Genomic DNA, 23,521 nt, shown 5'->3' on the forward strand with positions numbered 1-23,521 from the left:
CTTAGAAACTTAATTTACAGGAAAAGCGCCTTGCTAAACGCAGACAAACAAGACGATTTCCAATAAGGCAGCTCGCAAGCGACGAATAAGGAAGCAGCTTGGGAAAACGAGGGGCTAGGTGCTGGCGCATTAAGTCGCCACGTCCTGTGACGCCGGCGGGACCAGGACGTCCTGTCCATCGAGCCAGACACAGAAAAGCTTCTTTTGAACCCAAAATTTTCTGAGCAAGTTATACTTTACTTATCAAAAAAGGGTATACAACAAGAAACGCCCCATCATGTTCATGAAATATTCAAAATTAGTATAGACTATTCATTTAAATGTGTTATACTAATTCTCAAGTGGCTAAAACTTAAAAATCATAAATAAAGGAAGGGTAAGGAATGAGTTCAATAGGCATCAAAAGCGAATTAACTCAATTAATAAATGGGCAAAACGTTCATTTGCAATTATCAGTGCCTCAACTGGTCGAAAAAGTATTGAACCGCAACGAGGGAATTCTTACTGCATCCGGTGCTGTCCGTGCTGAAACTGGAAAGTATACGGGCCGTTCCCCAAAAGATAAATTTATTGTCGAGGAGCCTTCTGTAAAGGACAAAATTGATTGGGGCACTGTCAACCAGCCCATTTCTTCTGATGTATTTGAAAAGCTCTATACAAAGGTAATCCAATATTTACAATCAAGAGATGAAATTTTTGTATTTAAAGGATTTGCCGGGGCTGATGAAAAATACCGTTTGCCGATTCAAGTCATAAATGAATATGCCTGGCACAACCTGTTTGCCCATCAGCTGTTTATACGCCCTTCCGCGGAAGAACTTGCAAAACATCAAACTGAATTTACTGTTGTTTCAGCTCCAGGCTTCAAAGCGAACCCTGAAGTTGACGGCACAAAATCAGAAACATTTATCATCGTGTCATTCGAACGCAAAATTGTTTTGATCGGCGGAACAGAATATGCAGGAGAAATGAAAAAATCCATCTTCTCTGTGATGAACTATGTTCTCCCGGAGGCGGACATTTTATCGATGCATTGCTCGGCCAACGTTGGGATCGAGGGCGATGTAGCGCTTTTCTTCGGACTTTCCGGAACAGGAAAAACGACGTTATCTGCGGATCCAAATCGCCGGCTCATCGGGGATGACGAGCACGGCTGGTCTCCAAACGGAGTCTTTAATGTGGAAGGCGGCTGCTATGCTAAAACGGCAGGTTTATCGGCAAAAAAAGAGCCGCAAATTTATAATGCCATTACATTTGGGTCGGTTTTGGAAAATGTAATCGTTGATCCGGATACCCGTGAACCGCAATATGCTGATACAACATTAACGGAAAACACAAGAGCGGCTTATCCCATCCAGGCAATCGACAACATCGTTGAACCAAGCATTGCCGGCCATCCTTCCGTTATCGTATTTTTAACTGCTGATGCTTTTGGCGTGCTGCCTCCAATCAGCAAATTAACGAAAGAGCAGGCCATGTACCATTTCTTGAGCGGGTACACGTCCAAGCTCGCCGGAACAGAAAGAGGCGTCACTTCCCCTGAAGCGACATTCTCAACATGTTTCGGGGCGCCGTTCCTGCCGCTCCCGGCTGCACGGTATGCTGAAATGCTCGGAAAGAAAATTGATGAGCACGGCGTGCAGGTCTACCTTGTCAATACAGGTTGGACCGGCGGAGAATACGGTGTCGGCAGCAGAATGAACTTAAGTTATACCCGTGCCATGGTTCAAGCTGCATTAAACGGAGAATTGGAAAACGTGGAAACCATTAAAGATGGAGTTTTTGGACTGTCCATTCCACTCCATGTGCCCGGTGTTCCGGATGAAGTACTGCAGCCGAACAAAACTTGGGCGAATGAGAGTGCTTATTTTGAAAAAGCAAAAGAGCTTGCTGCCAAGTTTAGTCAAAACTTCGCCAAGTTTTCACATATTGACAAATCCATCCAGCAATTGGGCGGGCCAATTGTAAAATAATGAAAAAAAGCTTGCAAAGAACATTCCTCTTTGCAAGCTTTTTTTATTTTTGGCAAGGATCAGGCAATCGCCTGTGCCTGATTGGCAAAAAGCACGCTCTACATTCAACCGCAGCGTGCTTTTATGGTGCGTTCGGCATGGGCGCGAGTCTATAGGGTGCAAGTCCCGCAGAAATAACAGTTCGCTTAACGCAAGGGGGTCCGCTATGACGCGGAATCTGAAGGAAGCGGACGGCAAACCTCCGGTCCGAGGAACACGAATTTCATATAAGGCTAAATATGGTTGGATGAATTTTCCAAACAAAACTAAATTTTTATAAAGAAATTATGCGATTAAACTATCATAAATGTACTTGCCGACTTTGCTAATTACCTGTCTGCCCGAATAGGAATCCTCAAGCTGGTCCATTAAAACGGCCACATACGCCGTTTTATTACCCCATTTGAAAACCGCACAATCATTCTCCACCTGCGGCAGGCTGCCGGTTTTGCCGGCGACAAAGATTGCTTCCGGGTCAATCATGGCCGAGAGCTTATCATGAAACTGCTGGGCGTGCATGATTTCCAGTGCCAGTTTTCGGCTTTCCTCCGTCAAAAAATCCCCCTGATCCAAGACTTTTAAACTAGTGATGATATCAGCGGGGCTTGTCAGATTATTGATGCCTCGCTCAATAGCCGCAAAGTCCATCATTTTTCGTTGAAGCACCGTCTTCTGCATTCCCATGCTTTCAATCGATGTATTGATTGCGTCCATTCCCAACAGATCAATCATCATGTTCGTCGCAGTATTATCTGACACGGTAATCATCAGTGTCATGAGATCTTTTACCGTCACGACAACTTGATCTGATAGGGCCTGCAGTACCCCGGATCCACCGACACGATGGCGGATTTGCACGCTTTCATTTATATTTATGCTGCCGCTCTCCGCCTGCCTCAGCGCTTCCATTAAAATCGGAACCTTGATGACACTTGCTGAGGGGAATACCTCCTCATAATTGAAATAAAAACAATCGTTGTCTATTTCAATCGCGAGCCCAGCCCTCCCTTTTAAATCTTCCAACACCTGTTTTAATTCTCCTGAAAAAGGTAACATGTCTACCTCGAAACGGCAGTCCCGGAGAAAGATTGACCGTTTGTTTTCTGATGATCATATAAATGACAGGCCACATAATGATGATGATGGACTTCCTGCCATTTCGGTTTTTCCAGCGCACAAACATCCATTGCCATTGGGCAGCGGGTTCTAAAGACACAGCCGCTCGGAGGATTAATCGGGCTGGGAAGCTCCCCCTCTAAAATAATCCGTTCCCGTTTGTCTTCCACATCCGGGTCGGGAATGGGAATCGCCGAAAGCAGGGCCCGGGTATATGGGTGCAGCGGATTCTTGTATAATTTGTCGCTCTCCGTCAATTCGGCCATATGACCTAAATACATGACGCCGATTTTATCGCTGATTTGTTTCACCATGGAAAGATCGTGGGCGATAAAAAGATAGGTCAACCCTTTTTCCTTTTGCAGCCGTTTCAACAAATTGACAACCTGTGCCTGAACGGACACATCCAAAGCCGAAATGGGTTCATCCGCGATAATAAATTCCGGATCAAGGGCCAGTGCTCTGGCAATGCCTATCCTTTGCCGCTGACCGCCGCTGAATTCGTGGGGATATCGATTGGCATGATCTTTGTGCAGGCCGACATCTTCCAATAATTGATACACACGTTTTAATTGTTCTTGTTTATTCGCAAACATTCCATGGACTTCCATCGGTTCCGAAATAATTTCGCTGACAGTTGACCTTGGATTTAACGATGCATACGGATCCTGGAAAATCATTTGCATTTGCCGATGAAAAGCGTATCGCTCTTTTTGATTCATGGTATGGACATTTTTACCTTTAAAAATGACCTCGCCTTCCGTCCGGTCATAAAGACCGATGATCGTTCTGCCGACGGTCGATTTCCCGCAGCCCGATTCACCGACAATTCCGAACGTCTCCCCTTTATTGATGTGAAAGGAAATTCCATCAACAGCCTTTAAAATTTCGCTCTTGCCGAGATAAAAATGTTTTTTCAAATTGTTTACTTGCAGTAATGCCTGCTTTCCCATTTTAAGCCTCCGTCTCCAGCCAATAGCGTCTCGCTGCACAAAGTTCTTTTTCATAGATTGTCCCTGCTAACGGAATGATTTCAATCGTTTTTCCGGTATTTGGCGAATGAAGCAATTTTCCATCGCCGTAATAAATACCAACATGGTGGATTTTTCCTTTCCCTTCTTCATAGGCAAAAAACACTAAATCCCCCGGTTGTAAATCGGAAGCAATATCAACCTCTTTTCCGGATTTCGCCTGGTCATGGGCATCCCGGGGAATGATATAACCATTGGCCTTGCACATCGAATAGCTGAAACCCGAGCAATCATAGCCATAACTGCTCATTCCGCCCCACAAATAGGGCAATCCGATAAATTGCTCACCGCAGGACACGATGTCCAGCCCTGTCCCTTTATGGCGGGAGTCCAAAGATTCACTGATCACAACATCTTTCCGATCCAATCTTCCTTGGCTGCCGTCCGGTGTTTTTATCATTACATTCTGACCGTCTTCTCCTGCAAGCGGCAGGATGGTTTGATAGGATAGCTCCATATCCACATTCGTATGCAGTGCCGCTTTCGGCTTCGCAACGACAGCCACCGGGCCATCGTGGATATTCCATTCATTAGGGCATTGGGTTAATTGGACCATCGGAATCCAGCCGGGATAGCCGAGAGGATTTTTGGAAGAAGGCTGTTCCGGGACAATCACATGGGCCCATCCCTTTGCCTCTTCGGTCACAATGACCTCCTGGCCATACAATACTTGACTTTGTACCAAATGATCATGACAGAGCCCCAGCCTTGTTTCATAGGTGAGGCGATGGAGCCATGCAGGAATATCCACAGGATTTGTTACCGCATCCCAATCTATTTCCCGCGGTGAATCGTGAGATGTCCAGACAGTTGCAACCGCCACATTGACAAGCCTTCTATCCATGCGGAATTCCCCCTTCAACATGCACCTTTTTTATTCCAAGCCCCGGTTCATCCGGGAGTGTAATATACCGCTTCCGATATTGAATGCCCCCATCGATGATGTTCTTCTCGAGCATGAGCGGGGCATCAAAGTCAAAACGGGTAATATTTTTCTTGCTGGCGGCAAAATGGGCCGCGGCGGTAATGCCAAGATGGGTTTCAATCATGCTGCCAACCATGCACTCAACACCGCAAGTTTCCGCCAGCTGATTGATGATTTGCGCCTGATAAATCCCGCCGGATTTCATGATCTTAATATTAATTAAATCGGCACTTCTTGTTTTCAAGACTTGAAATGCCTGCTTCGGTGTGAACACGGATTCGTCTGCCATAATCAGCGTGTCAACGTGATCGGTCACTTGTTTCAGGCCTTCCAAATCATCCGCCTTTACCGGCTGCTCCACCAGCTCAATATTTAATCCCCTGTCTTCCAGTTTGCGGATTGCTCTGATGGCATCCTTTGCCGTCCATGCCTGGTTGGCATCCAGCCGGATTTTAATCTTATTCCCGACACGCTTTCGAATTTCCCGAATCCGTTCCACGTCGGTTTCGACATCATCTTTGCCAACCTTGACCTTTAAAACATTGAACCCCTGGTTGATATAAGAAACCGCGTCATCGCCCATCTCCTCCGGTCCGTTGACACTCACGGTAAAATCAGTTTCCAGTTCCTTTTTATAGCCGCCGAGAAATTGGTATAACGGCAGCTTGCAATATTGCGCCAGACAATCATACAGTGCCATATCCACCGCAGCTTTGGCGCTGGAATTGCCAACCATTCCTGTTTTCAGTCCTTGAAAAATAAGTTCATAGTTCAACAGACTTTTATTTTTCAAAAAAGGCGCAATCTCCAGATGAACGGCGGATTCGATGCTCTGCAGGCTCTCGCCTGTTATGATAACAGTCGGCGGTGCTTCCCCCCAGCCGGTAATTCCGTTATCGCACGTTATTTTCACCAAAACAGATTCGGCCACCTTTACGGTTCTTAAGGCTGTTTTAAAAGGATTAAGAAGCGGGACCGCCACTTTATACGTTTCTATTTGCTCAATCTTCATCTTTACCATCCTTTACATGATGCCGGAATCTGCCGATAGCTTTTTCTCCGTTGTGTCAAGCGTCGCCTGAACGCCCAACGGTACCGCGATATGCGGATTGCAATGACCCATTTGGAAACCCTTGATGGCCGGTTTATTGGCCAGCTTTACGTAGTGGTCAATCACTTCATGAAGCGAAAGCGATAAATCACATTTCGGGATGCAGTCGGCAAAGTCGCCAATTACTATACCGCTCGCGTCATCGAGTTTTCCGGCCATGTAAAGCTGATTCAGCATTCGGTCGACAGCGCGCGGTTCCTCATTGACATCTTCAATCAATAAAAGTTTATCCTTTGTGTCGATTTCAAACTTTGTTCCAAGTGTACTTACCAGCAATGATAAGTTTCCGCCGACTAACGGCCCGTCCGCTTTCCCTTCCACTACCGCTTCAAGCGGCGAAATGTCTTCCGTATAGGCCCATTCCGCCGGCTGAAATAATTGCTGAAAGCATTTTTTCGATAATGGGTGTGTATCTTCCTTGCCTATATCCGACCCAAGCATTGGACCATGGAAGGTCACGAGGCCGGTCTCCTGCCTGATGGCTGTATGTAAAAAAGTAATATCGCTATAACCCCAGAAAATTTTCGGGTGGTGACGAATCATTTCATAATCGATCTTGGCGGCAATCCGGCCAGTGCCGTATCCGCCGCAGGCACAGATAACGCCCTTCACCTCAGGATCCAGAAATGCTTCATGTAAATCTTGCAGCCGTTCCTCATCTGTTCCTGCCAAATAACCGTTTATGTTGGTGAGGCTTTTTCCTCTTATCACGTTTAATCCAAGTCCTTGTAAGAACTCAATTCCCCGTTCAAGATTGTCAAGGTTCGGCGGACTTGCCGGTGCAACCACCGCAACGGCATCCCCTTCCTGCAAACGAAATGGTTTGATAAACGGCAACATCATGACCCCCTTTCTTCTACTTTATGATAGGCGGGCAAAAGGGATGCTCCAATCGAACACCCCTTTTAGAGGTTGTTCAAAAAGTCGCCAAATGATAAGCGGCGAATCTCTTCGTTGGCTCGTTTCTGCGCTGCTCATGTATTTAAAAGCATACATTCCGCTGCTCGAAACTTCGCCGCCTCGATCTTCTTGCTTCTGATTTGTCAACTTTTTGAACACGTACTTTTAGCAGATTATTTCTTATCAGCCCATTTTAATTCTAAATAGCCCACAGGGTGGCGGACAATGCCGGTAACATCTTTATTTTGTAAATAAGGCTGGTTGTAGAAATGAATGGGAACAATGGGTGCTTCATCCAGCAAGATTTTTTCCGCTTTATACATCATTTCATAACGTTTTTCTTCATTTTTTTCATGTTTGGCTGCTTTAATTATTTGATCAAATTCCTTATTGCTCCAGCCTGTACGGTTCATTGGGGAACCGGTAATAAAGTTCTCCAGGAAGTTGATGGGATCGGCATAGTCAGCAAGGAATGAACTGCGTGAAAATTGGAATTTCAGTGCTTTTTGATCTTCTACAAATACGCTGCTTTCCAAGTTGGCCAGCTTTACATCAACGTCCAGGTTCTCTTTAAACATTTGCTGCAAAGCCTCGGCAATCTTCTTATGATCGTCAAGTGTGTTATAAGTCAAAGTGACTTCCGGCAGCTTCGAATATCCTTCTTCTTTCATTCCTTTTTCCAATAATTCTTTTGCTTTTGCTGGATCGGTTTTAATCAGATCGCCATTCTTTTCACGGAAATCATTGCCTTGTGAATCTTTAAATCCATAGGAAACAAAGCCATAAGCAGGTTTCTCCTGGTTCTTCGTTACAAGTTCAACCATTTGCTTTTGGTCAACTGCTAACGCGAAGGCCTTACGGATATTTTTATTTTGGAATGGTTCTTTTGTTACATTAAAGCGGTAGAAATAGAGTCCTGCCTGATCCTCTATCTCGACATTCTCCTCTTTAAACAGCTTGTCGGCCAGTTCCGCCGGAATATCGGTTGTATCGAGTTCACCTGTCGTAAACATTTGATATTCCGTATTTGGATCATCGACCATTGCCCAATGAACTTTATCCAGTTTCACATTGTTGACATCCCAGTATTGGTCATTCTTTACCATTGTAAAATCACTGTCATGATTCCATTCAGCCAACTTGAACGGTCCATTGCTGACAAATGTGCCGGCCTCGTTAAACCAGTTTGGATTGTCTTTTGCGACTTTTTCATTGATTGGGAAAAAACAAGGGTTGGCAATGACACTTAGGAAATAAGCCTGCGGGCTCATCAGTGTTACTTCCAACGTTTTTTTGTCAATCGCTTTCACCTTGACATCGTCAGCAGAGCCTTTTCCATCGTTATACTCTTCGCCGCCTTCAATAAAGTAGCCTAAAAAAGCAGCAGCAGAACCGGTATTCGGATCCAACAGGCGTTTCCAGGCATAAACGAAATCATCGGCCGTTACATCATCACCGTTTGACCATTTGGCATTTTCACGAATATGGAATGTGTAGGTTTTACCGTCTTGGGAAATGTCCCATTTTTCTGCCGTTGCAGGCTGCGGCTCATGGCTTTCATCCAACCGCGTAAGCCCTTCCATAATATTGTTTAAAGCATTGTAAGACACGGCATCAAAGCCAATCGGCGGGTCAAATGATGTGGGCTCTTGTCCATTATTTAAATAAAGAACCTTTTCTCCCTTATCCGCGGTCTTTTCTTTCCCATTGTCTTTTGGTTCACTGCCGGCATCCTTGTTGGCTGTACATGCCGACAAAGAAATTAGAAGCATGATGGCAGCCAACATTATCATCAACTTTTTCATGTTCCTCCCCCTTATAAATTAGTATTATGTTAAAATGTTGAAACCAATTTTCTCGCCCGTTCATCCTGCAGCCAACAATCGACTTGATGCTGGTCGCTTACATGGTATTGAAACGGATAGACGCGGCTGCACACTTCCATCGCAAACGGACAGCGGGCACTAAAGGCACAGCCAACCGGCGGTGCAAATAAATCCGGTGGTGTTCCCGGAATCGGAATCAAGTCACCCTTGACCATATCCAAGCGCGGTACGGATTGAAGCAATCCCTTTGTATAGGGGTGCTGCGGCTGATAAAATATCTCCCGCCTTGACCCGAGTTCGACAATCTTGCCGGCGTACATGACAGCAATTCTATCGGCAACCTGTGCAACAACCCCCAAATCATGCGTGATTAAAATAATCGAAACACCGATTTTCTTTTGAATATCCCGGAATAGTTCGAGAATTTGTGCTTGAATGGTGACATCAAGTGCCGTTGTCGGTTCATCCGCTATCAGTACATCAGGTTCACAAACGAGTGCCATCGCAATCACAATCCTCTGGCGCATCCCGCCGCTAAACTGATGCGGATATTGTTTCAAGCGGATTTCCGGGTTAGGAATGCCGACGAGCGCCAGCATCTCAATCGCCTTCTGCTTGGCTTTATTCCGGGAAATGGGCTCATGCTCGCGAATTCCTTCCATAATTTGGTCACCGATTGTAATGGTCGGATTTAAAGCCGTCATCGGATCTTGAAATATCATTGAAATTTGAGCGCCGCGGATTTTTCTCAGTTCAGGCTCCTTCAGCTTGATTAAATCTTTATTTTTAAATAGTATCTCCCCGCCTGCAATCCTGCCTGGCGGTTCCGGGATCAGCCTCATAATACTCTGCGAGGTCACGCTTTTCCCGCAGCCGGATTCCCCGACGATCGCCAATGTTTCACCTTTATGCAAATCAAAGCTGACACCGCGTACGGCTTTGACTTCCCCGCCATAGGTTTTGAATGATACATGCAGATCTTTCACCTGCAGGATTTTTTCCATGATGCTACCTCCTTAGTTTCGGATCAAGGGCATCCTGTAACCCGTCGCCCAAAACATTAAATGCAAACATTGTTAATGAAATAAACAAAGTTGGGAAGAACAAGCGCCACCAGTAACCTGACAGAATCGTCGATAAACCGTCATTCGCCATTACTCCCCAGCTGGCATGCGGCGCCTGGATGCCAAGGCCGATAAAGCTTAAGAAAGCTTCCGCAAAAATCGCCGATGGAATCGTCAGCGTCATTTGCACGATGATCGGGCCCATCGTGTTTGGCAAAAGATGTTTGCGGATAATCCGCGAGGTTTTCGTCCCAAACGTTTGGGAGGCGAGCACAAATTCATAGTTTTTAATTTGCAGAACCTGCCCTCTGACAATCCGCGCCATTCCGACCCAGCCGGTAATCGAAAGAGCGAGAATAATCGTGGTTAGACCAGGGCCAATCACGACCATGACAAGAATGACAACCAGTAAATAAGGCAGGCCATACAAGATTTCAACAAACCGCATCATCCAATGATCAATCCGTCCGCCTTTATAACCGGCAATCCCCCCATAGGTGACCCCGATCAGAAAGTCAATGATGGCTGCCATAAACCCGACAAATAAGGAAATTCGCGCCCCATAGCATGTTCTGGTGAACACATCTCTGCCCAAGTCATCTGTTCCAAACCAATACTTGCTCGATGGAGGAAGATTTTGCTGCGTTAATTTTTGCGTTTCAACAGAATGGGGTGAAAACATCGGGCCGAAAATAGCCAGCAAAGCAAGAAGCAGGAGGAAAATCAAACCGGCCATGGCCAATTTGTTTTTCACCAGGCGATGCCATGAGTCCTTCCAATAAGATAAGCTCGGTCTTACGACTGCTTCTGCTTGCTTTTCATCACGGACTTTCGGCACAAACCATTCATCAGGTATTTCAGGCGAAATATTCCGCTCTTCCTGTCTGCGCAGTTCCATCATTTCGCCTCCTTTTTATGGAGCTTTATGCGGGGATCCAAGAACCCATAGGCTAAATCTACTAAAAACAACATGAAAATTAACAGGGCACTATAAAAAACAGTGGTACCCATAATGACCGGGTAATCCCGGTTATTGATGCTGTCGACAAAATATTTTCCCATGCCGGGAATCGCAAATATTTTTTCAATGACAAATGTTCCGGTTAAAATGCTTGCCGCCAAAGAACCAAGAACCGTCACGACCGGCAGGAGGGCATTTCGCAACGCATGTTTCATGACGATTTTCACTGGCGACAATCCCTTTGCTTTTGCCATTTTTATATAATCCTGGGTTAACACTTCGAGCATGCTTGTCCTCGTTAACCGTGCAATAATGGCCATGGGGCCGGTTGCCAGAGCCAAAATCGGCAACACCATATGTTTTGGGCTTGACCATGTCGCCACCGGAAATATCGGGATATTGACAGCCAATTGTTGAATGAGCGCCGTCGCCATGACAAAGTTCGGAATGGAGATTCCCAATACAGCCACGCTCATCGCCAGGTAATCAATCCAGCCGTTATGCCTTAAGGCGGCCACTACCCCTAAGACAATCCCGGAAATAGTCGCCACAATCAGCGTATACATTCCCAGTTCAAATGATACGGGAAACCCTCTGCCAAGCAGATCATTTACTGATTGGCCGGGTTTTTTAATAGATGGTCCGAGGTCACCCTGAACAAGTGATACTAAATAATTGCCGTACTGCACAATGAGCGGCTTATCCAATTGGTAATAAGATGCAAGGTTTTTTTGAATGGCTTCATTCGTTGTTCTCTCTTCGTTAAAAGGCGATCCCGGCACAGAATGCATTAAGAAAAATGTTCCGGTAATAATCAGCCATAACGTAATGATCATGGCCGCAAAACGTTTTATAAAATATGTATTCATGATGGCCACTTCCCTAACAGAATGTTGTTCGCATCGCAAGTTCCGTCATGACAAGCATCGCTTGGTAGGCTTCGAGAATATCCTTGGCTTGAAAACGGACAATCGTTGTTCCCGGCACCATCTCCGTCCCCGGCATTAAATTCGCCCACTCTGCTTCACCATAATTGGTAAATTCGATGCTTAACAGCGGTTTGTCAGGCGGGGTCAGCGGTTTCACGTGATGGCGGTTCTTAATCGCATGTGCCGTTTTTTCTTTCAGCAGCTCCCCTGCCTTGGCCGGTGTTAATGATTTGGCTGCAGAACGGGAAATGGCTTCCTTGACCACTGCGGTCGTCACATTTGGGATCAACTGTTCCGCTTCAAGTGCTGCCTGATCATCACCGGCAACCATAATCACCGGCACACCGTAATAACCGGCGACATAGGCATTGAACCCCAACTCGCCAACGGCCGCATCATTAATAAACATGTTGCGGACACCAAAAATCATCGAGTGGGTCATCACTCCAGGCTGGGCCGCGCGGGCATGGTAACCGGCAAAAATGGCACCGGCAAACGTCTCATCAAGTCCTTGAACCATTGAAAACGGTTTCACATCACCGGTAATGATATAAGCTTCCGGGTGAAGCCTTTCGATTAAAAGATTATTCATCTTTGAATGACTATCATTGACGACGACTTCCTTCGCCCCTTGGTTAAACGCGGCCGCAATCACATGATTGGCTTCATCCGTCATCATGATCCGGCTTCGTTCATAATTGTGCTTGTCCGCATCCACGTGGGTGTGATCGACGAGGCCAGTGATGCCTTCCATGTCGACAGAAATATAAAGTTTCATAGTCTCTCTCCCCATTCAAAATACTATTTTTAGTATAAAGTAAATAAACAAATTATTCAATCTATTATAAAATGAGCGGAAATTCGGATCTCACCCATAAACATCCATGCTTTTTTTCCGACAAGAGATATTTCCGAGATTTCGTTATGGATATAAAAAAATCCAGCCATTAGAGACAAAAAACTCTCTAACAGCTGGATTTCACTTGCGAAGAACAAATGAAGCAGCTAACCGGTAATAAGCTGATTATATTTAATAAGAGCATTTTTGAAAGCGACAATCAGCGCTTTTTGCGAGGAACCAAAGTACCTGCTTTCAATTTCCGAAATAATTTCCTCCTGCTCATGCATAAACCTGCCGATAAATAATGATTTTATAAACTTGGATGTAAGTGGAATGGTAGAAGAACATTCCGCTTCCAATATTTCATGATTCCTGGTGTCGACAACCAAACCAACGAAATATGCATTATATTGCTGCATAATAGGGTTGTTGGATGCAGTCTTACTGTCACCAATCACATAAATTGCTTCTTTAGGAAACACTTATGATCCTCCTGCCGTTCGGGTAAAGTGCGGGGCATTCACATGGGAAACATGCAAACGTCCGTCACTAAATCGAAGGTATAACTTATATTAATATAAACGCTTTCATTTTTCAAGGAAAATAGCAGAATCAATTTCATCATTCTAAGATTTTTTGATCATCTTATCTTTTTGTTTAGCAGAAAACAAGTGTTCTGTCCTGAAACTTTTGGCTTCGCCAAACTAAAATTCATCCCCCACTTATCGACTATCTCAGATTGAAGTGGGGGAATCGGCAGCACTCCCAAGTGATAATCGCCGTCACCCAAATCGGTGGCCCTGATTGCATCCGTAATCACAGCAATTTCCTGATTCCGCTTCGCCCGCAAGGCGAGCCTGATCATTGCCGGATGGACATGGATGCCATCGGCGATAAACTCGGTGCTGGCATCATCCGTTTCCAACGGCAAACACGATGGGGTCGGTTCGCGATGATGAATGGTGTTCATCGCATTGCACAAGTGGGTGATCTGTGCAATCCATATTATTTTGTGCATGACATACCAAACAGTGAGCCCACGCAGGGACTCTCTTTTTCAACAAATTCCAATGATTTCTTTCGAAACTTTGGTCATACATGCTATCATAACAAAAAAAGTAACCACCCATGACGCCTGGCCAGCATTTGGGTTGGTTACTTTTTTCTAACTCTTATGTGGGCTGCTCCCTTAAAGGGGGATTGCTTAGGACCCGAGGTGTAGGGGTTATGAAGGTATTTCAATGGCGCACGCGCTTGAAACGAAGTTTTCCCCAACAGTAAAGCCGTGTTCATCGGAATAATCAATCTGGGTGACCTCGTCCAAATTCCTCCGGGTAAAGCGGTCGAGCAAAATGCGAATGCCGTTATACTCGAGCACGGAGTCATTTTTTCTCGGTTCATCAAAAATAAGTTTGAATGAGACAGATATGCCGCAGCCTCCGGCTACATCACAGTCAATCCGGGGAAAATTTCCTTCTTCCCATTCCATTGTACTGAGCTTTTGAATGGCTGTGTCTGTTAAGGTAATAAGCAAAACCATTCATCTCCTTTATAAAGATTCTATGTGACCGAAAAGAAGGAAAAATCATCATTTGGGTCACGTACAGCGGCTCTATGTGACCGAAAGAACGTAAGAATCAACATTTCGGTCACTTAGAAAGGTTCTATGTGACCCTGCTAGAGGAAAAACCAGCCACTCGGTCACGTAGAATGGTCCTATGTGACCCTGGAAGGGGAAAACAACGAGTCGGTCACGTATAATAGTTTTAACATTAACCAGTTGGATCAGGGTGTCGGGACATGAAAATAGAATCTATATACCAAGAATTTAAAAGTTTACCACGCAATCATTTTAGACGATCGGTATTCATTATTATTAATTGTTCCGGCTCGCTATTGCTATTACCCGTGCAGGCGCTATTTTGGCGAGAACGGTCAAAGGAACGCAATCCCATTACCGCTCTTTTCGGGTATAGAATACTAATAATCAAAAAGGATGGGAGATACAATGACTAGACGCAATGGCTTTTTATCAGGTGTTAACGTTACATTCGAAAGTTCATTTTATATAGAAGGGCTGAACATCAAGCCCTTCTTAAACACGGTTTCCCCATAATTTTTTCTTTTAATTTTTCTCCCGTCGGGGTAGCGGCCAAACCTCCGAGTGCTGTTTCCTTTAAAGTACGGGGCATCCTTTTTCCGATATCATACATCGCTCCAATGACTTCATCACATGGAATTCTGCTCTGAATCCCGGCAAGAGCCATTTCCGCCGCTGTAAAAGCGATGGAAGTTCCGATGACGTTTCTTTTAATGCACGGCACTTCGACGAGCCCTGCCACCGGGTCGCACACAAGGCCGAGCAGTGATTTCAAACCCATTGCCGCCGCATGAACAGCCTGGTCGGGAGATCCCCCGTTCATTTCCACAATAGCAGCCGCTGCCATGGTAACAGCCGATCCCACCTCGGCCTGGCAGCCGCCTGCGGCTCCGGAAATAAATGCCCTGTTGGCGATTACATATCCGATGGCACTGGCGGTAAACAGGCCCATCACCAGTTCATCAAACGGAATATCTGTATTGTCCTTGAGGGCAAAAATACATCCCGGAAGGATTCCGGCAGAACCGGCGGTAGGAGTGGCCACGATGACCCCCATCCTGGCATTTGTTTCGGAAGTGGCAAACGCATACTTCATTGCGTCCACTGTTACGCTCCCCATCAGGTAATTGCCCTTCTCTTTATATTGCTGCATCAAGTAGGCATCGCCGCCCGAAATACCGCTTGGGGACGTTGATTTGTCTTCAATGCCGGCTTCAACGGCATCTTTCATCCTGAGCAGACGTTCTTTCATTTTATCGAAAATTTCTTTTCGGCTTCTGCCTGTCTTGCCTGCTTCCCATTCCAGCATGAGTTCACCGATCCCCAGGCTTTTTTCACGGCACTGCTTCAGCAGTTCTTCCATCGATGAAAAATCCAATCTGTTTCACCTTCTTTCTTATAAGTATGTTTCTTTGATCCATTCCATATCGATCTCGGCATTCAACAGCAAATCCACCAGATGTCCGTTAATGAGAAAAATTTTCGAAAGTCCCCCACCCAGGGATGCGCCTCCGATGTCCAAACGTTTGCTCCCTCTTCTGATTTTTGCCATAAGTGTATTTGGATGGTCGAAGTAAGGACATCGGTCTTCCATTTGGAAAGTAACGTGCATTTTTTCATCTTCAGCAAGGTCGAAAGCATAGCGAATCCCCGGATCATCGGTACCCATTCCGAGCAGGCCGCCCAAAATGGCCTTATCCGTTCCATGTCCCCGATATGTTTCCGCAAATGAATCGTAGAAAGTGATATGAACCGACTCGGGAATGTTCCCGAGAAGGTCATATGCAAATTTGCCAATCGACGCAACACCCGCCGTGTGGGAGCTGGAGGGGCCTAGCATAATGGGGCCGATAATATCAAAACAACTATTGTAAATCACTTTTTCCACCCCAATCTACCTCACCAGACATTTTTGATAAAGAGGATGCTCGTGACAAAGTTGTTGAATCCTATCTTTTACGCGTTTCGTAACGGCCGGTTCTCCCTTGCTTTTTAACATTTCAGCAATGGCCTCGCCGATGACTTCCATATCCTTCTCTCTCATCCCGCGCGTTGTAATGGCAGCGGTTCCAATCCGGATCCCGCTCGTTATAAAAGGACTTTCCGGATCATATGGAATGGTGTTTTTATTCACGGTAATGCCTGCCTCTTCCAGCAAGTGTTCTGCTTCTTTTCCGGTCAGCCCCCAAGTGCGGACATCCAGCAAAACAAGGTGGTTATCCGTTCCGCCTGAAACGAGCCGGGCCCCCGATTCCAGTAATGTTTCCGCAAGTCTTGATGCGTTTAATACCACTTGATGCACGTACGTCTTAAAGTCCGGCTGAAGCGCTTCCTTAAATGAAACAGCTTTTGCTGCAATCACGTGCATGAGCGGACCGCCTTGAATACCTGGAAATACAGCTTTATTGATCTTCTTTATTACTTCTTCATCATTTGTTAAAACAATCCCGCCGCGAGGGCCTCTCAATGTTTTATGCGTGGTGCTCGTCACAACATCCGCATATGGTACAGGGGAAGGATGGAGATCGCTTGCTACAAGCCCGGCAATATGGGCCATGTCTACCATCAAAATGGCACCTGTTTTATCAGCAATCTCTTTAAATTTGGAAAAATCAATGATCCTCGGATAAGCGCTTGCACCGGCAATGATCATTTTCGGGCGTTCTTTTAACGCAATGGCCTCCACCTCATCGTAATCAATCAAATGGGAATCTTCCCTTACGCCGTAAGAAACGACATCAAACCATTTTCCCGACATATTGACCGGACTGCCGTGAGTCAAATGCCCGCCGTGCGATAAATTCATCCCCATGATCTTGTCGCCCGGGTCCAGCATTGAGAAAAAAACAGCCGTATTCGCCTGGGCACCTGAATGGGGCTGTACATTGGCATAGTTGGCATCAAATAATGCCGTTAACCTTGCAATCGCCAATTTTTCAACGACATCCACATATTCGCATCCGCCGTAATAGCGTTTGTCCGGATACCCTTCTGCATACTTGTTCGTTAAAACAGACCCCATTGCCTCCATCACATCTTCACTGACAAAATTTTCAGAAGCGATCAGCTCCAACGATTCATCCTGGCGTTTTCTTTCTGCCTCAATGGCCCGATAAATTTCCGCATCTCCCTTTAACAAGCCCATTATGTTCCCTCCTCTTTCTCTATCTTCCCCTTGAAAATTTTTTCCGGAACATAAAAAAGGACAGGGGAAAGATAGCGATTATCATCTACCTTCCTCTGTCCTGTTACCTGAGAGTTTAACTTCATGGCGAAGTATTCCCCGTTGGTGGCCTTTTAAAGGCGCTCTCCAGAGATGCGTCCAAGCACGGTACTTTTACCTGAGAGATTGGATCCCAAGGATTTTTTTGGGACTTGCTCCTTCGGTGCCAAACACGATCGTTTAGTCTCTCCCGTGATTATCATTCGCAATTATGAAACTATTTAATAATATACTTAAGTTTTAAGGGAATGTCAATAGAGGAGTACCAGCAACATTCCGTCAAAATTTGTGCGCTAAACGAATTTCATAGGAAAAGAGCAAGGCGCCCAGCCATAGGCAAGCCGCATTGCGGGGAGGCAGCTTTTCAGCCACCACTGTAATTAGCAGCCGATGCCTTAGATCGCCGCATTTTGTGGCGTCGGCGGTACTTGGATGTCCTGTCCGTCCGAGTTGGACAAAAGAGATGCTTTTCTGCTCAAGCAGATGCTGCTCCCATTCCCCGCTGATCATTTTCATCGCAATCCCTGTCTTGCAACCGTCGAGTCTTACCTAAAATGGCAAAAACAGTTGAGGCTCTTGATAAAATTTCAGATTATCTGCAAAAGAATGGGTTTAACTTTCTGTAAGCATGCAACTATCATTTAAACATTCTGAAACAATAAAATAATGATATAATAGTTATCATTGAATATATACAAATTGGAGGGACTACATATGATTACTTTCTCAACATTAAGTATGTTTGTGGTGATTGTTATTGGCCTATTTTTAATACCCGGCCCTGCTGTTCTTCTTGTTGCTTCCCGTACTGTTCAAAGTGGACGTAAAGGCGGAATCATGGCGGGGCTCGGTATCGCAACCGGTGATTTGATTCATACCTTATTTGCAACGATTGGGCTCTCAGCAATCCTGATGACATCAGCATTAGCTTTCAATATTGTAAAATTTGCAGGGGTCGCTTATTTGTTTTACTTGGGGATCCGAGCGGTTATGGAAAAGCCTTCAGACCCAAAACTGCCAAACATCTCTCCCGCAACATCAACAAATTCTTATACCCAGGCAGTGTTAATTGAAATTTTAAATCCCAAAACAGCATTGTTTTTTCTGTCATTTTTGCCCCAATTTGTACATCCGGAGCAAGGTTCAACGTTTTTTCAGTTTCTGGTGCTTGGTTTAGTATTTGTTCTGCTTAGCGCAATCTATACGACGCTTATTGCAATGGGCGTACGATTACTGGCGGGAGTGGTCAAAAAAATTTCTTGGATCAGTCGCTTTAGCGGCAAGATTGTAGGAGCAATTTATATAGGGCTGGGATTGAAAGTAGCATTTCAGAGTCGATAATTACAAGCAGGCAGCAGTGGTTTGTGACCTCGCGGGGCTAGGCGCCGGCGGTACTAGGACGTCCTGTCCGTCGGCAGGCTCAGGCAGCGACGTCCTGTCACTTCGCCTGCACTAGCACATCCTGTGCGTCGGAGTTGGACACAGAAAAGCTTCTTTTGAAGAAAAATTTCTTGGCAAGTTATATCTTCAATACTTTAAGGAAAGCCGATAGAGGCCTTTTGAGACATTTAAACGATCACCTGCTAAAGTACAGGTGGTCGTTTAAGGAAATTATCCTGCAACATCTTACATCAAATATGGTAAGGTTCTACATACCCGAAGGCAGGATAATAACAAATGCATCCAACTTTTCCCTCCAATATGGTAAACTATCCTGCTTCACAGTCTTGTCTGATCAATTTTCTTGCCCTTATTGCAATCTCTCCATGCAGCATTTTATATTTGTACTTTTTCACCCATATTACGTGGGTACTTGATGTCATATACCGAATGACTGCCTTTTCTATATTCTTCCATACTTTCACCTCTTCTTAAGTATGGACAACCGTTTAAAGACGGTGGAGTTAGACCGCGCATTTGTAAATTAAATGCTTTGTCTCTGTTTTATTTTCTTAATACATAATTTAATGAATGCTGTATTTTATTGATAAAAATGGTCTTTCATCCACCTCCCCACCTCCGTCACGACCTCTCTGTTTAAAGCCGGCGGAAAATAGTGTGTGGCATCTTTAAAATACTTCGTTTCAACCTTCTTGCCCAGCTCCAAAAGTCTTTTTTCAAGCCGGCGGGCGTGTTCGGCGGATACGTGTTCGTCCCGCTCTCCATGAATGATCAGTACGGGGCATTGCAGGTGTTCAAGCTCATACAAAGGGGTGCGGTATGTATATTTTGCAGGTGCCGTTTTGGGCGATCCCCCGATGACACGCTTCATCATCCGGCGCAGATCTTTCCGCTCGACGTATGCCAGCGCCATGTCCGAGACTCCGCCCCATGTAACGAGAGAAGCGGCCTCTTTTTCAATGGCGGTCAACAATGCCATTACACCGCCGCGGGAAAAACCGAAAATATGGATGCGGTCCTTCATAACAGCCGGGTGATTTTTTAATATATCAAACGCCGCAAATGCATCCTCCCGGTCCTCTCCAGCAAAGTCCTCATTCCCCTCTCCCCCACGGTTTCCCCGGTAAAACGGAGCAAAAACAACGAAACCTTCCGAAGCAAATTGGCCAATTCGGGCAGGCCTTACCATGCCGACACTTTTGATGCCGCCACGCAAATATAAAAATCCGTCGTACATCCCTTCCGCAACCGGTTCGGCAAGCAGCCCTTTCACCCTGAGGCCCGCAGACAAATACTTTACTAAATACATGCGGATATGCGGATTCGGTGATGGAAATAACCATTTTCCAACGATTCGGGTTTCATTCATTCCGGCTCCTCCTGCTCTAAAAATAATTTCACACATTTTAACTCCCGTCATACGATATGTTAGCCCAAAGTCATGGCGTTTGACAAACATGGATAGGAGGTTCTTTCGTGAAAATATCGCTAAAAGTTGGAATGATCTTCATTGCGTCATTTTTATTGATTTTTAGCACAGCATGTTCCGGAAAAAAGGATGAAGTGAAAAAAGTCAGGCTTGCCGAAGTAACCCGCTCTGTTTTTTACACTCCGCAATATGTAGCGCTGGAAAAGGGCTTTTTTAAAGAAGAAGGGCTCGATGTTGAATTAAAAACGACCTGGGGCGGTGATAAAACCATGACGGCTCTCTTGTCGGATGCAGCCGATATTGCCCTTGTCGGTTCCGAAACATCGATCTATGTATACGCCCAAGGCGCGAGTGATCCGGTCATCAACTTTGCACAGCTCACCCAAACCGACGGAACTTTCCTTGTATCACGGAAAAAAGTCGACAACTTTGACTGGGAGATGCTGAAAGGCTCCACTTTTCTCGGCCAGCGAAAAGGGGGCATGCCGCAAATGGTTGGCGAATTTGTTTTAAAAAAGCACGGTATTGATCCCCACAATGATTTGAATTTAATCCAAAACATCGACTTTGGAAACATTGCCAATGCTTTTGCCTCCGGAACCGGGGATTACGTTCAGCTCTTTGAGCCGACTGCATCGGTCTTTGAAAAAGAAGGCAAAGGTTACATCGTCGCTTCATTCGGTGAAGAATCAGGTCACGTTCCTTACACCACTTTTATGTCCAAAGAAAGCTATCTTAAAGAAAATAACGAAACAGTGGAAAAATTTGTTAAGGCGCTTTATAAAGCCCAGAAATGGGTGGAAAAAAGCTCTGGAGAAGAAATAGCAAAGGTCGTGGAGCCTTATTTTGAAGACTCGGACCTTGAAACGTTGGCTGCCGCCATTGACCGGTATAAAAATCAGGGTTCGTTTGCTAAAAAAATGACGTTGACAGAGGAAGGCTGGGATAACTTGCAGGCCATTATGGAAGAAGCGGGCGAGCTTCCCGAAAGAGTGGATTACAACAAACTCGTCAATACAAAAATTGTTGAAAAGGTGATGGCTGAACAACCTTAATGAAAATGAAGGAGGTCAAACATCGTGAGCTTCCTTGTGGCAGAGCATATAGGACATCATTATTTTTCCCCGTCATCTGTAAAAACCGCCTTGGAAGATGTGTCTTTTACCGTAAAGGAAGGAGAGTTTATTACGCTGATCGGGCCATCCGGCTGCGGAAAAACGACGCTGCTTTCCATTCTTTCGGGACTGTTAAAGCCGACAAACGGAAATGTCATTATTGATGGAAAGCCCCCGGAAGATCAGAAAAGCAGCATCGGTTACATGCTTCAGCAAGATTATTTATTCCCTTGGAAAACAATTGAGGACAACACGTTAATCGGACTGAAACTGAACAGGAAGCTCAATCGTGAAACGAAAGAAAATGCCATTCGCTTTTTACGGCAGATCGGACTGGGCGGTGTTGAAAAGTCTTTCCCCCGCCAGCTTTCCGGGGGGATGCGCCAAAGGGCTGCATTGGCCCGAACAATGGCCGTCCAGCCCAAATTGCTGCTGCTGGATGAACCATTTTCCGCGCTTGACTACCAAACCAGGCTAAAGCTCGAAGATCTCGTATTTCAGATATTAAGAAGTTACAATAAAACGGCTATTTTGGTGACACATGATATCGGTGAAGCCATTTCAATGAGCGACAGAATACTGCTTTTTGCAACGAATCCGGGACGGCTTCATAAAGTGTTTCACGTGCCGGATGAACTGCGGAAGGCCACTCCTTTTGAATCCCGGACGAAAGAGGCTCACCATGAATTATTCGGCATCATATGGAAGGAGTTGGAATCCCTTGAAAAAGAAACCCGCTGATCCTTCCCTTCTTCACTCTCAATACAAACAGGAACTGGTGAAAGAGAAGCGCTGGATCTTGTTTTACCAATTTCTCATATTTGCCGCCTTTTTCATTGTTTGGGAAGTCGGAAGCCGCAATCAATGGATGGATCCGCTTATTTTTAGCTATCCTTCCAAAGTTTGGGCCTTGCTTACAGAAAAAATTGCCGATGGGTCTCTTTTTTCACATGTAGGGGTGACAGTGTTTGAGACGGTACTCGGCTTTATTTTGGGCACCCTGCTGGGAACGATATTGGCCGCCGTCCTTTGGTGGTCCCCATTTCTGTCAAAGGTGCTCGACCCGTATCTTGTTGTCTTAAACGCAATGCCGAAGGTGGCGCTGGGACCGATCCTGATCGTCGGTCTTGGGCCGGGATTTACATCAATTATTGCGATGGGTGCGGTCATATCGGTCATCATTACAACAATTGTCGTCTATACGGCATTTCGGGATGTTGACGAAAATTATTTAAAAGTGCTTTGGACATTTGGGGCAGGAAAAAGACAAATTTTTCAAGAGGCGGTCTTGCCCGCATCCTTTCCAACGATCATCTCGACGTTAAAAGTCAATGTCGGCCTTTCCTGGGTCGGTGTCATTGTAGGCGAGTTTCTCGTTTCGGCAAAAGGCCTCGGGTATATGATTATTTACGGGTTCCAGGTATTCAATTTTACCCTCGTCATGCTCGCCCTCGTGCTCATTGTCATTTTTGCCACCATCATGTACACCGTTGTAGAGTGGCTTGAGAAAAAATTGATAAAAGATAACCACTAAAGCTGTTCCTTGTGGGAGCAGCTTTGTTGGCTTATTTTTTTCAACGTTTCCTTCAGGACACGATCTTGCATAATAAAACTGAATTCGTCTCCATGTACTTTCGAAAGGAGGTCGCCCTTTATTAAAACGGGACCTTTTGTTTCATGGTAATGTTCCTTTTTTTCGAGCTTAAGTACTTTTGCCAAAACAATCGCTTTTACAAATGATGCGCCTTCGTTTTCTTCCACCAAATATTCTCCAACATATGATTGGATGTTTGCAGCAGCTCCTGTTTCCTCGAAAATTTCCCTGATGGCCGCATCTTTGACGGATTCCCCTTCTTCCAGTTTACCGCCGGGGAACTCCAAACCGCGTATCGAGTGATTTGTTAAAAGCCACTCGTCTTGATAGCGGCAAATCGCCAAAACGTGGCCTGGGCTTTGTTCAAAAGCATTTTTTTCAAAAGCGAGCGTTACCCGGTTTCCATTTTGATCAAAAAACTGTATGCTCATTTGCGATCATCC

The 23,521-nt window shown here is 45.4% G+C and carries 24 protein-coding genes and 2 riboswitches; of the genes, 5 read left to right on the top strand and 19 right to left on the bottom strand.

Annotated elements, in window-relative coordinates; translation table 11 throughout:
* The first annotated feature begins 383 nt into the window (after window positions 1-383).
* Window positions 384-1,973: a phosphoenolpyruvate carboxykinase (ATP) gene (gene pckA / locus AB1L08_RS04835; RefSeq protein WP_413063553.1), complete on the top strand. Its 1,590-nt coding sequence runs from the start codon at window positions 384-386 to the stop codon at window positions 1,971-1,973.
* A gap of 324 nt (window positions 1,974-2,297) precedes the next feature.
* Here pckA and AB1L08_RS04840 read toward each other — a convergent pair whose 3' ends face one another.
* The 17 genes from AB1L08_RS04840 to AB1L08_RS04920 all read right to left on the bottom strand — a co-directional run bounded on the left by AB1L08_RS04840 (window position 2,298) and on the right by AB1L08_RS04920 (window position 18,055).
* Window positions 2,298-3,038, bottom strand: a complete 741-nt coding sequence (locus tag AB1L08_RS04840; protein ID WP_413063554.1) for a serine hydrolase — start codon at window positions 3,036-3,038, stop codon at window positions 2,298-2,300.
* 32 nt (window positions 3,039-3,070) lie between these two features.
* The gene (locus AB1L08_RS04845) at window positions 3,071-4,081 is read right to left on the bottom strand and encodes an ABC transporter ATP-binding protein (RefSeq protein WP_413063593.1); all 1,011 of its coding nucleotides are present in this window, start codon (window positions 4,079-4,081) and stop codon (window positions 3,071-3,073) included.
* Between the two features lies 1 nt (window position 4,082).
* Window positions 4,083-5,003 carry a C40 family peptidase gene (locus AB1L08_RS04850; RefSeq protein WP_413063555.1) on the bottom strand — a complete coding sequence of 307 codons (921 nt, stop codon included), beginning with the start codon at window positions 5,001-5,003 and terminating at the stop codon, window positions 4,083-4,085.
* Window positions 4,996-6,096: a mandelate racemase/muconate lactonizing enzyme family protein gene (locus AB1L08_RS04855; RefSeq protein WP_413063556.1), complete on the bottom strand. Its 1,101-nt coding sequence runs from the start codon at window positions 6,094-6,096 to the stop codon at window positions 4,996-4,998. The genes AB1L08_RS04850 and AB1L08_RS04855 overlap by 8 nt, the downstream gene beginning before the upstream one ends.
* Before the next feature lie 12 nt (window positions 6,097-6,108).
* Window positions 6,109-7,038 (bottom strand): S66 peptidase family protein, encoded by a 930-nt coding sequence (locus tag AB1L08_RS04860; RefSeq protein WP_413063557.1) that lies wholly within the window; start codon window positions 7,036-7,038, stop codon window positions 6,109-6,111.
* Between the two features lie 230 nt (window positions 7,039-7,268).
* On the bottom strand, window positions 7,269-8,900 hold the full coding sequence (locus AB1L08_RS04865) for a peptide ABC transporter substrate-binding protein (RefSeq protein WP_413063558.1): 1,632 nt from the start codon (window positions 8,898-8,900) through the stop codon (window positions 7,269-7,271).
* Window positions 8,901-8,929: 29 nt separating this feature from the next.
* Window positions 8,930-9,925, bottom strand: a complete 996-nt coding sequence (locus AB1L08_RS04870) for an ABC transporter ATP-binding protein (protein ID WP_413063559.1) — start codon at window positions 9,923-9,925, stop codon at window positions 8,930-8,932.
* Window positions 9,926-9,929: 4 nt separating this feature from the next.
* Window positions 9,930-10,883: an ABC transporter permease gene (locus tag AB1L08_RS04875; protein WP_413063560.1), complete on the bottom strand. Its 954-nt coding sequence runs from the start codon at window positions 10,881-10,883 to the stop codon at window positions 9,930-9,932.
* Window positions 10,883-11,815, bottom strand: a complete 933-nt coding sequence (locus AB1L08_RS04880) for an ABC transporter permease (RefSeq protein ID WP_413063561.1) — start codon at window positions 11,813-11,815, stop codon at window positions 10,883-10,885. Before AB1L08_RS04880 ends, AB1L08_RS04875 begins: the two co-directional genes overlap by 1 nt.
* A 13-nt stretch (window positions 11,816-11,828) precedes the next feature.
* Entirely contained in the window at window positions 11,829-12,653 is an 825-nt protein-coding gene (locus tag AB1L08_RS04885) for a M55 family metallopeptidase (RefSeq protein ID WP_413063562.1), read from the bottom strand.
* 227 nt (window positions 12,654-12,880) lie between these two features.
* Entirely contained in the window at window positions 12,881-13,198 is a 318-nt protein-coding gene (locus tag AB1L08_RS04890; RefSeq protein ID WP_413063563.1) for a DUF3870 domain-containing protein, read from the bottom strand.
* Window positions 13,199-13,356: 158 nt separating this feature from the next.
* Entirely contained in the window at window positions 13,357-13,734 is a 378-nt protein-coding gene (locus AB1L08_RS04895; RefSeq protein ID WP_413063564.1) for an amidohydrolase family protein, read from the bottom strand.
* Between the two features lie 207 nt (window positions 13,735-13,941).
* Window positions 13,942-14,250 carry an iron-sulfur cluster biosynthesis family protein gene (locus AB1L08_RS04900; protein WP_413063565.1) on the bottom strand — a complete coding sequence of 103 codons (309 nt, stop codon included), beginning with the start codon at window positions 14,248-14,250 and terminating at the stop codon, window positions 13,942-13,944.
* A gap of 550 nt (window positions 14,251-14,800) precedes the next feature.
* Window positions 14,801-15,679: an L-serine ammonia-lyase, iron-sulfur-dependent, subunit alpha gene (sdaAA, locus tag AB1L08_RS04905; RefSeq protein ID WP_413063594.1), complete on the bottom strand. Its 879-nt coding sequence runs from the start codon at window positions 15,677-15,679 to the stop codon at window positions 14,801-14,803.
* A gap of 33 nt (window positions 15,680-15,712) precedes the next feature.
* Complete coding sequence (locus tag AB1L08_RS04910; RefSeq protein ID WP_413063566.1) at window positions 15,713-16,204, bottom strand: serine dehydratase beta chain; 492 nt, start codon at window positions 16,202-16,204, stop codon at window positions 15,713-15,715.
* Window positions 16,205-16,210: 6 nt separating this feature from the next.
* A complete protein-coding gene (glyA, locus tag AB1L08_RS04915; RefSeq protein WP_413063567.1) occupies window positions 16,211-17,461 on the bottom strand; it encodes a serine hydroxymethyltransferase in 1,251 nt (416 codons plus the stop codon).
* A gap of 93 nt (window positions 17,462-17,554) precedes the next feature.
* Window positions 17,555-17,632, bottom strand: a riboswitch (glycine riboswitch).
* Between the two features lie 3 nt (window positions 17,633-17,635).
* Window positions 17,636-17,742: riboswitch (glycine riboswitch) on the bottom strand.
* Between the two features lie 76 nt (window positions 17,743-17,818).
* Window positions 17,819-18,055: a hypothetical protein gene (locus AB1L08_RS04920; RefSeq protein ID WP_413063568.1), complete on the bottom strand. Its 237-nt coding sequence runs from the start codon at window positions 18,053-18,055 to the stop codon at window positions 17,819-17,821.
* Window positions 18,056-18,253: 198 nt separating this feature from the next.
* On the opposite strand from AB1L08_RS04920, the gene AB1L08_RS04925 reads away from it, so the two are divergent.
* Window positions 18,254-18,880 carry a LysE family translocator gene (locus AB1L08_RS04925; RefSeq protein ID WP_413063569.1) on the top strand — a complete coding sequence of 209 codons (627 nt, stop codon included), beginning with the start codon at window positions 18,254-18,256 and terminating at the stop codon, window positions 18,878-18,880.
* Between the two features lie 640 nt (window positions 18,881-19,520).
* Here the strand turns inward: AB1L08_RS04925 and AB1L08_RS04930 are convergent.
* Complete coding sequence (locus AB1L08_RS04930; RefSeq protein WP_413063570.1) at window positions 19,521-20,309, bottom strand: alpha/beta hydrolase family protein; 789 nt, start codon at window positions 20,307-20,309, stop codon at window positions 19,521-19,523.
* A 131-nt stretch (window positions 20,310-20,440) separates the two neighbouring features.
* Here AB1L08_RS04930 and AB1L08_RS04935 point away from each other — a divergent pair, with 131 nt between their 5' ends.
* The 3 genes from AB1L08_RS04935 to AB1L08_RS04945 are packed head-to-tail and all read left to right on the top strand — an operon-like array spanning window position 20,441 to window position 23,018.
* A complete protein-coding gene (locus AB1L08_RS04935; protein ID WP_413063595.1) occupies window positions 20,441-21,424 on the top strand; it encodes an ABC transporter substrate-binding protein in 984 nt (327 codons plus the stop codon).
* 24 nt (window positions 21,425-21,448) lie between these two features.
* Window positions 21,449-22,225 (top strand): ABC transporter ATP-binding protein, encoded by a 777-nt coding sequence (locus tag AB1L08_RS04940; RefSeq protein WP_413063571.1) that lies wholly within the window; start codon window positions 21,449-21,451, stop codon window positions 22,223-22,225.
* Window positions 22,206-23,018, top strand: a complete 813-nt coding sequence (locus tag AB1L08_RS04945; RefSeq protein WP_413063572.1) for an ABC transporter permease — start codon at window positions 22,206-22,208, stop codon at window positions 23,016-23,018. Before AB1L08_RS04940 ends, AB1L08_RS04945 begins: the two co-directional genes overlap by 20 nt.
* On the opposite strand, the gene ytkD is transcribed toward AB1L08_RS04945, so the two are convergent.
* Window positions 23,015-23,509 carry an RNA deprotection pyrophosphohydrolase gene (gene ytkD, locus AB1L08_RS04950; protein WP_413063573.1) on the bottom strand — a complete coding sequence of 165 codons (495 nt, stop codon included), beginning with the start codon at window positions 23,507-23,509 and terminating at the stop codon, window positions 23,015-23,017. The two genes, AB1L08_RS04945 and ytkD, sit on opposite strands and share 4 nt — an antisense overlap.
* Window positions 23,510-23,521: the final 12 nt, after the last annotated feature.

It is taken from the genome of Siminovitchia jepli, from assembly GCF_047228825.1.
Taxonomy (GTDB): Bacteria; Bacillota; Bacilli; order Bacillales; family Bacillaceae_C; genus Siminovitchia.

Excerpts from the sequence above, each read along its gene's own strand:
- pckA (WP_413063553.1), top strand. The coding sequence starts at position 384 with ATGAGTTCAATAGGCATCAAAAGCGAATTAACTCAATTAATAAATGGG.
- AB1L08_RS04845 (WP_413063593.1), bottom strand. The coding sequence starts at position 4,081 with ATGGGAAAGCAGGCATTACTGCAAGTAAACAATTTGAAAAAACATTTT.
- AB1L08_RS04850 (WP_413063555.1), bottom strand. The coding sequence starts at position 5,003 with ATGGATAGAAGGCTTGTCAATGTGGCGGTTGCAACTGTCTGGACATCT.
- AB1L08_RS04855 (WP_413063556.1), bottom strand. The coding sequence starts at position 6,096 with ATGAAGATTGAGCAAATAGAAACGTATAAAGTGGCGGTCCCGCTTCTT.
- AB1L08_RS04860 (WP_413063557.1), bottom strand. The coding sequence starts at position 7,038 with ATGATGTTGCCGTTTATCAAACCATTTCGTTTGCAGGAAGGGGATGCC.
- AB1L08_RS04865 (WP_413063558.1), bottom strand. The coding sequence starts at position 8,900 with ATGAAAAAGTTGATGATAATGTTGGCTGCCATCATGCTTCTAATTTCT.
- AB1L08_RS04870 (WP_413063559.1), bottom strand. The coding sequence starts at position 9,925 with ATGGAAAAAATCCTGCAGGTGAAAGATCTGCATGTATCATTCAAAACC.
- AB1L08_RS04875 (WP_413063560.1), bottom strand. The coding sequence starts at position 10,883 with ATGGAACTGCGCAGACAGGAAGAGCGGAATATTTCGCCTGAAATACCT.
- AB1L08_RS04880 (WP_413063561.1), bottom strand. The coding sequence starts at position 11,815 with ATGAATACATATTTTATAAAACGTTTTGCGGCCATGATCATTACGTTA.
- AB1L08_RS04885 (WP_413063562.1), bottom strand. The coding sequence starts at position 12,653 with ATGAAACTTTATATTTCTGTCGACATGGAAGGCATCACTGGCCTCGTC.
- AB1L08_RS04895 (WP_413063564.1), bottom strand. The coding sequence starts at position 13,734 with ATGCACAAAATAATATGGATTGCACAGATCACCCACTTGTGCAATGCG.
- sdaAA (WP_413063594.1), bottom strand. The coding sequence starts at position 15,679 with ATGGAAGAACTGCTGAAGCAGTGCCGTGAAAAAAGCCTGGGGATCGGT.
- glyA (WP_413063567.1), bottom strand. The coding sequence starts at position 17,461 with ATGGGCTTGTTAAAGGGAGATGCGGAAATTTATCGGGCCATTGAGGCA.
- AB1L08_RS04920 (WP_413063568.1), bottom strand. The coding sequence starts at position 18,055 with ATGAAAATGATCAGCGGGGAATGGGAGCAGCATCTGCTTGAGCAGAAA.
- AB1L08_RS04925 (WP_413063569.1), top strand. The coding sequence starts at position 18,254 with ATGATTACTTTCTCAACATTAAGTATGTTTGTGGTGATTGTTATTGGC.
- AB1L08_RS04930 (WP_413063570.1), bottom strand. The coding sequence starts at position 20,309 with ATGAATGAAACCCGAATCGTTGGAAAATGGTTATTTCCATCACCGAAT.
- AB1L08_RS04935 (WP_413063595.1), top strand. The coding sequence starts at position 20,441 with ATGATCTTCATTGCGTCATTTTTATTGATTTTTAGCACAGCATGTTCC.
- ytkD (WP_413063573.1), bottom strand. The coding sequence starts at position 23,509 with ATGAGCATACAGTTTTTTGATCAAAATGGAAACCGGGTAACGCTCGCT.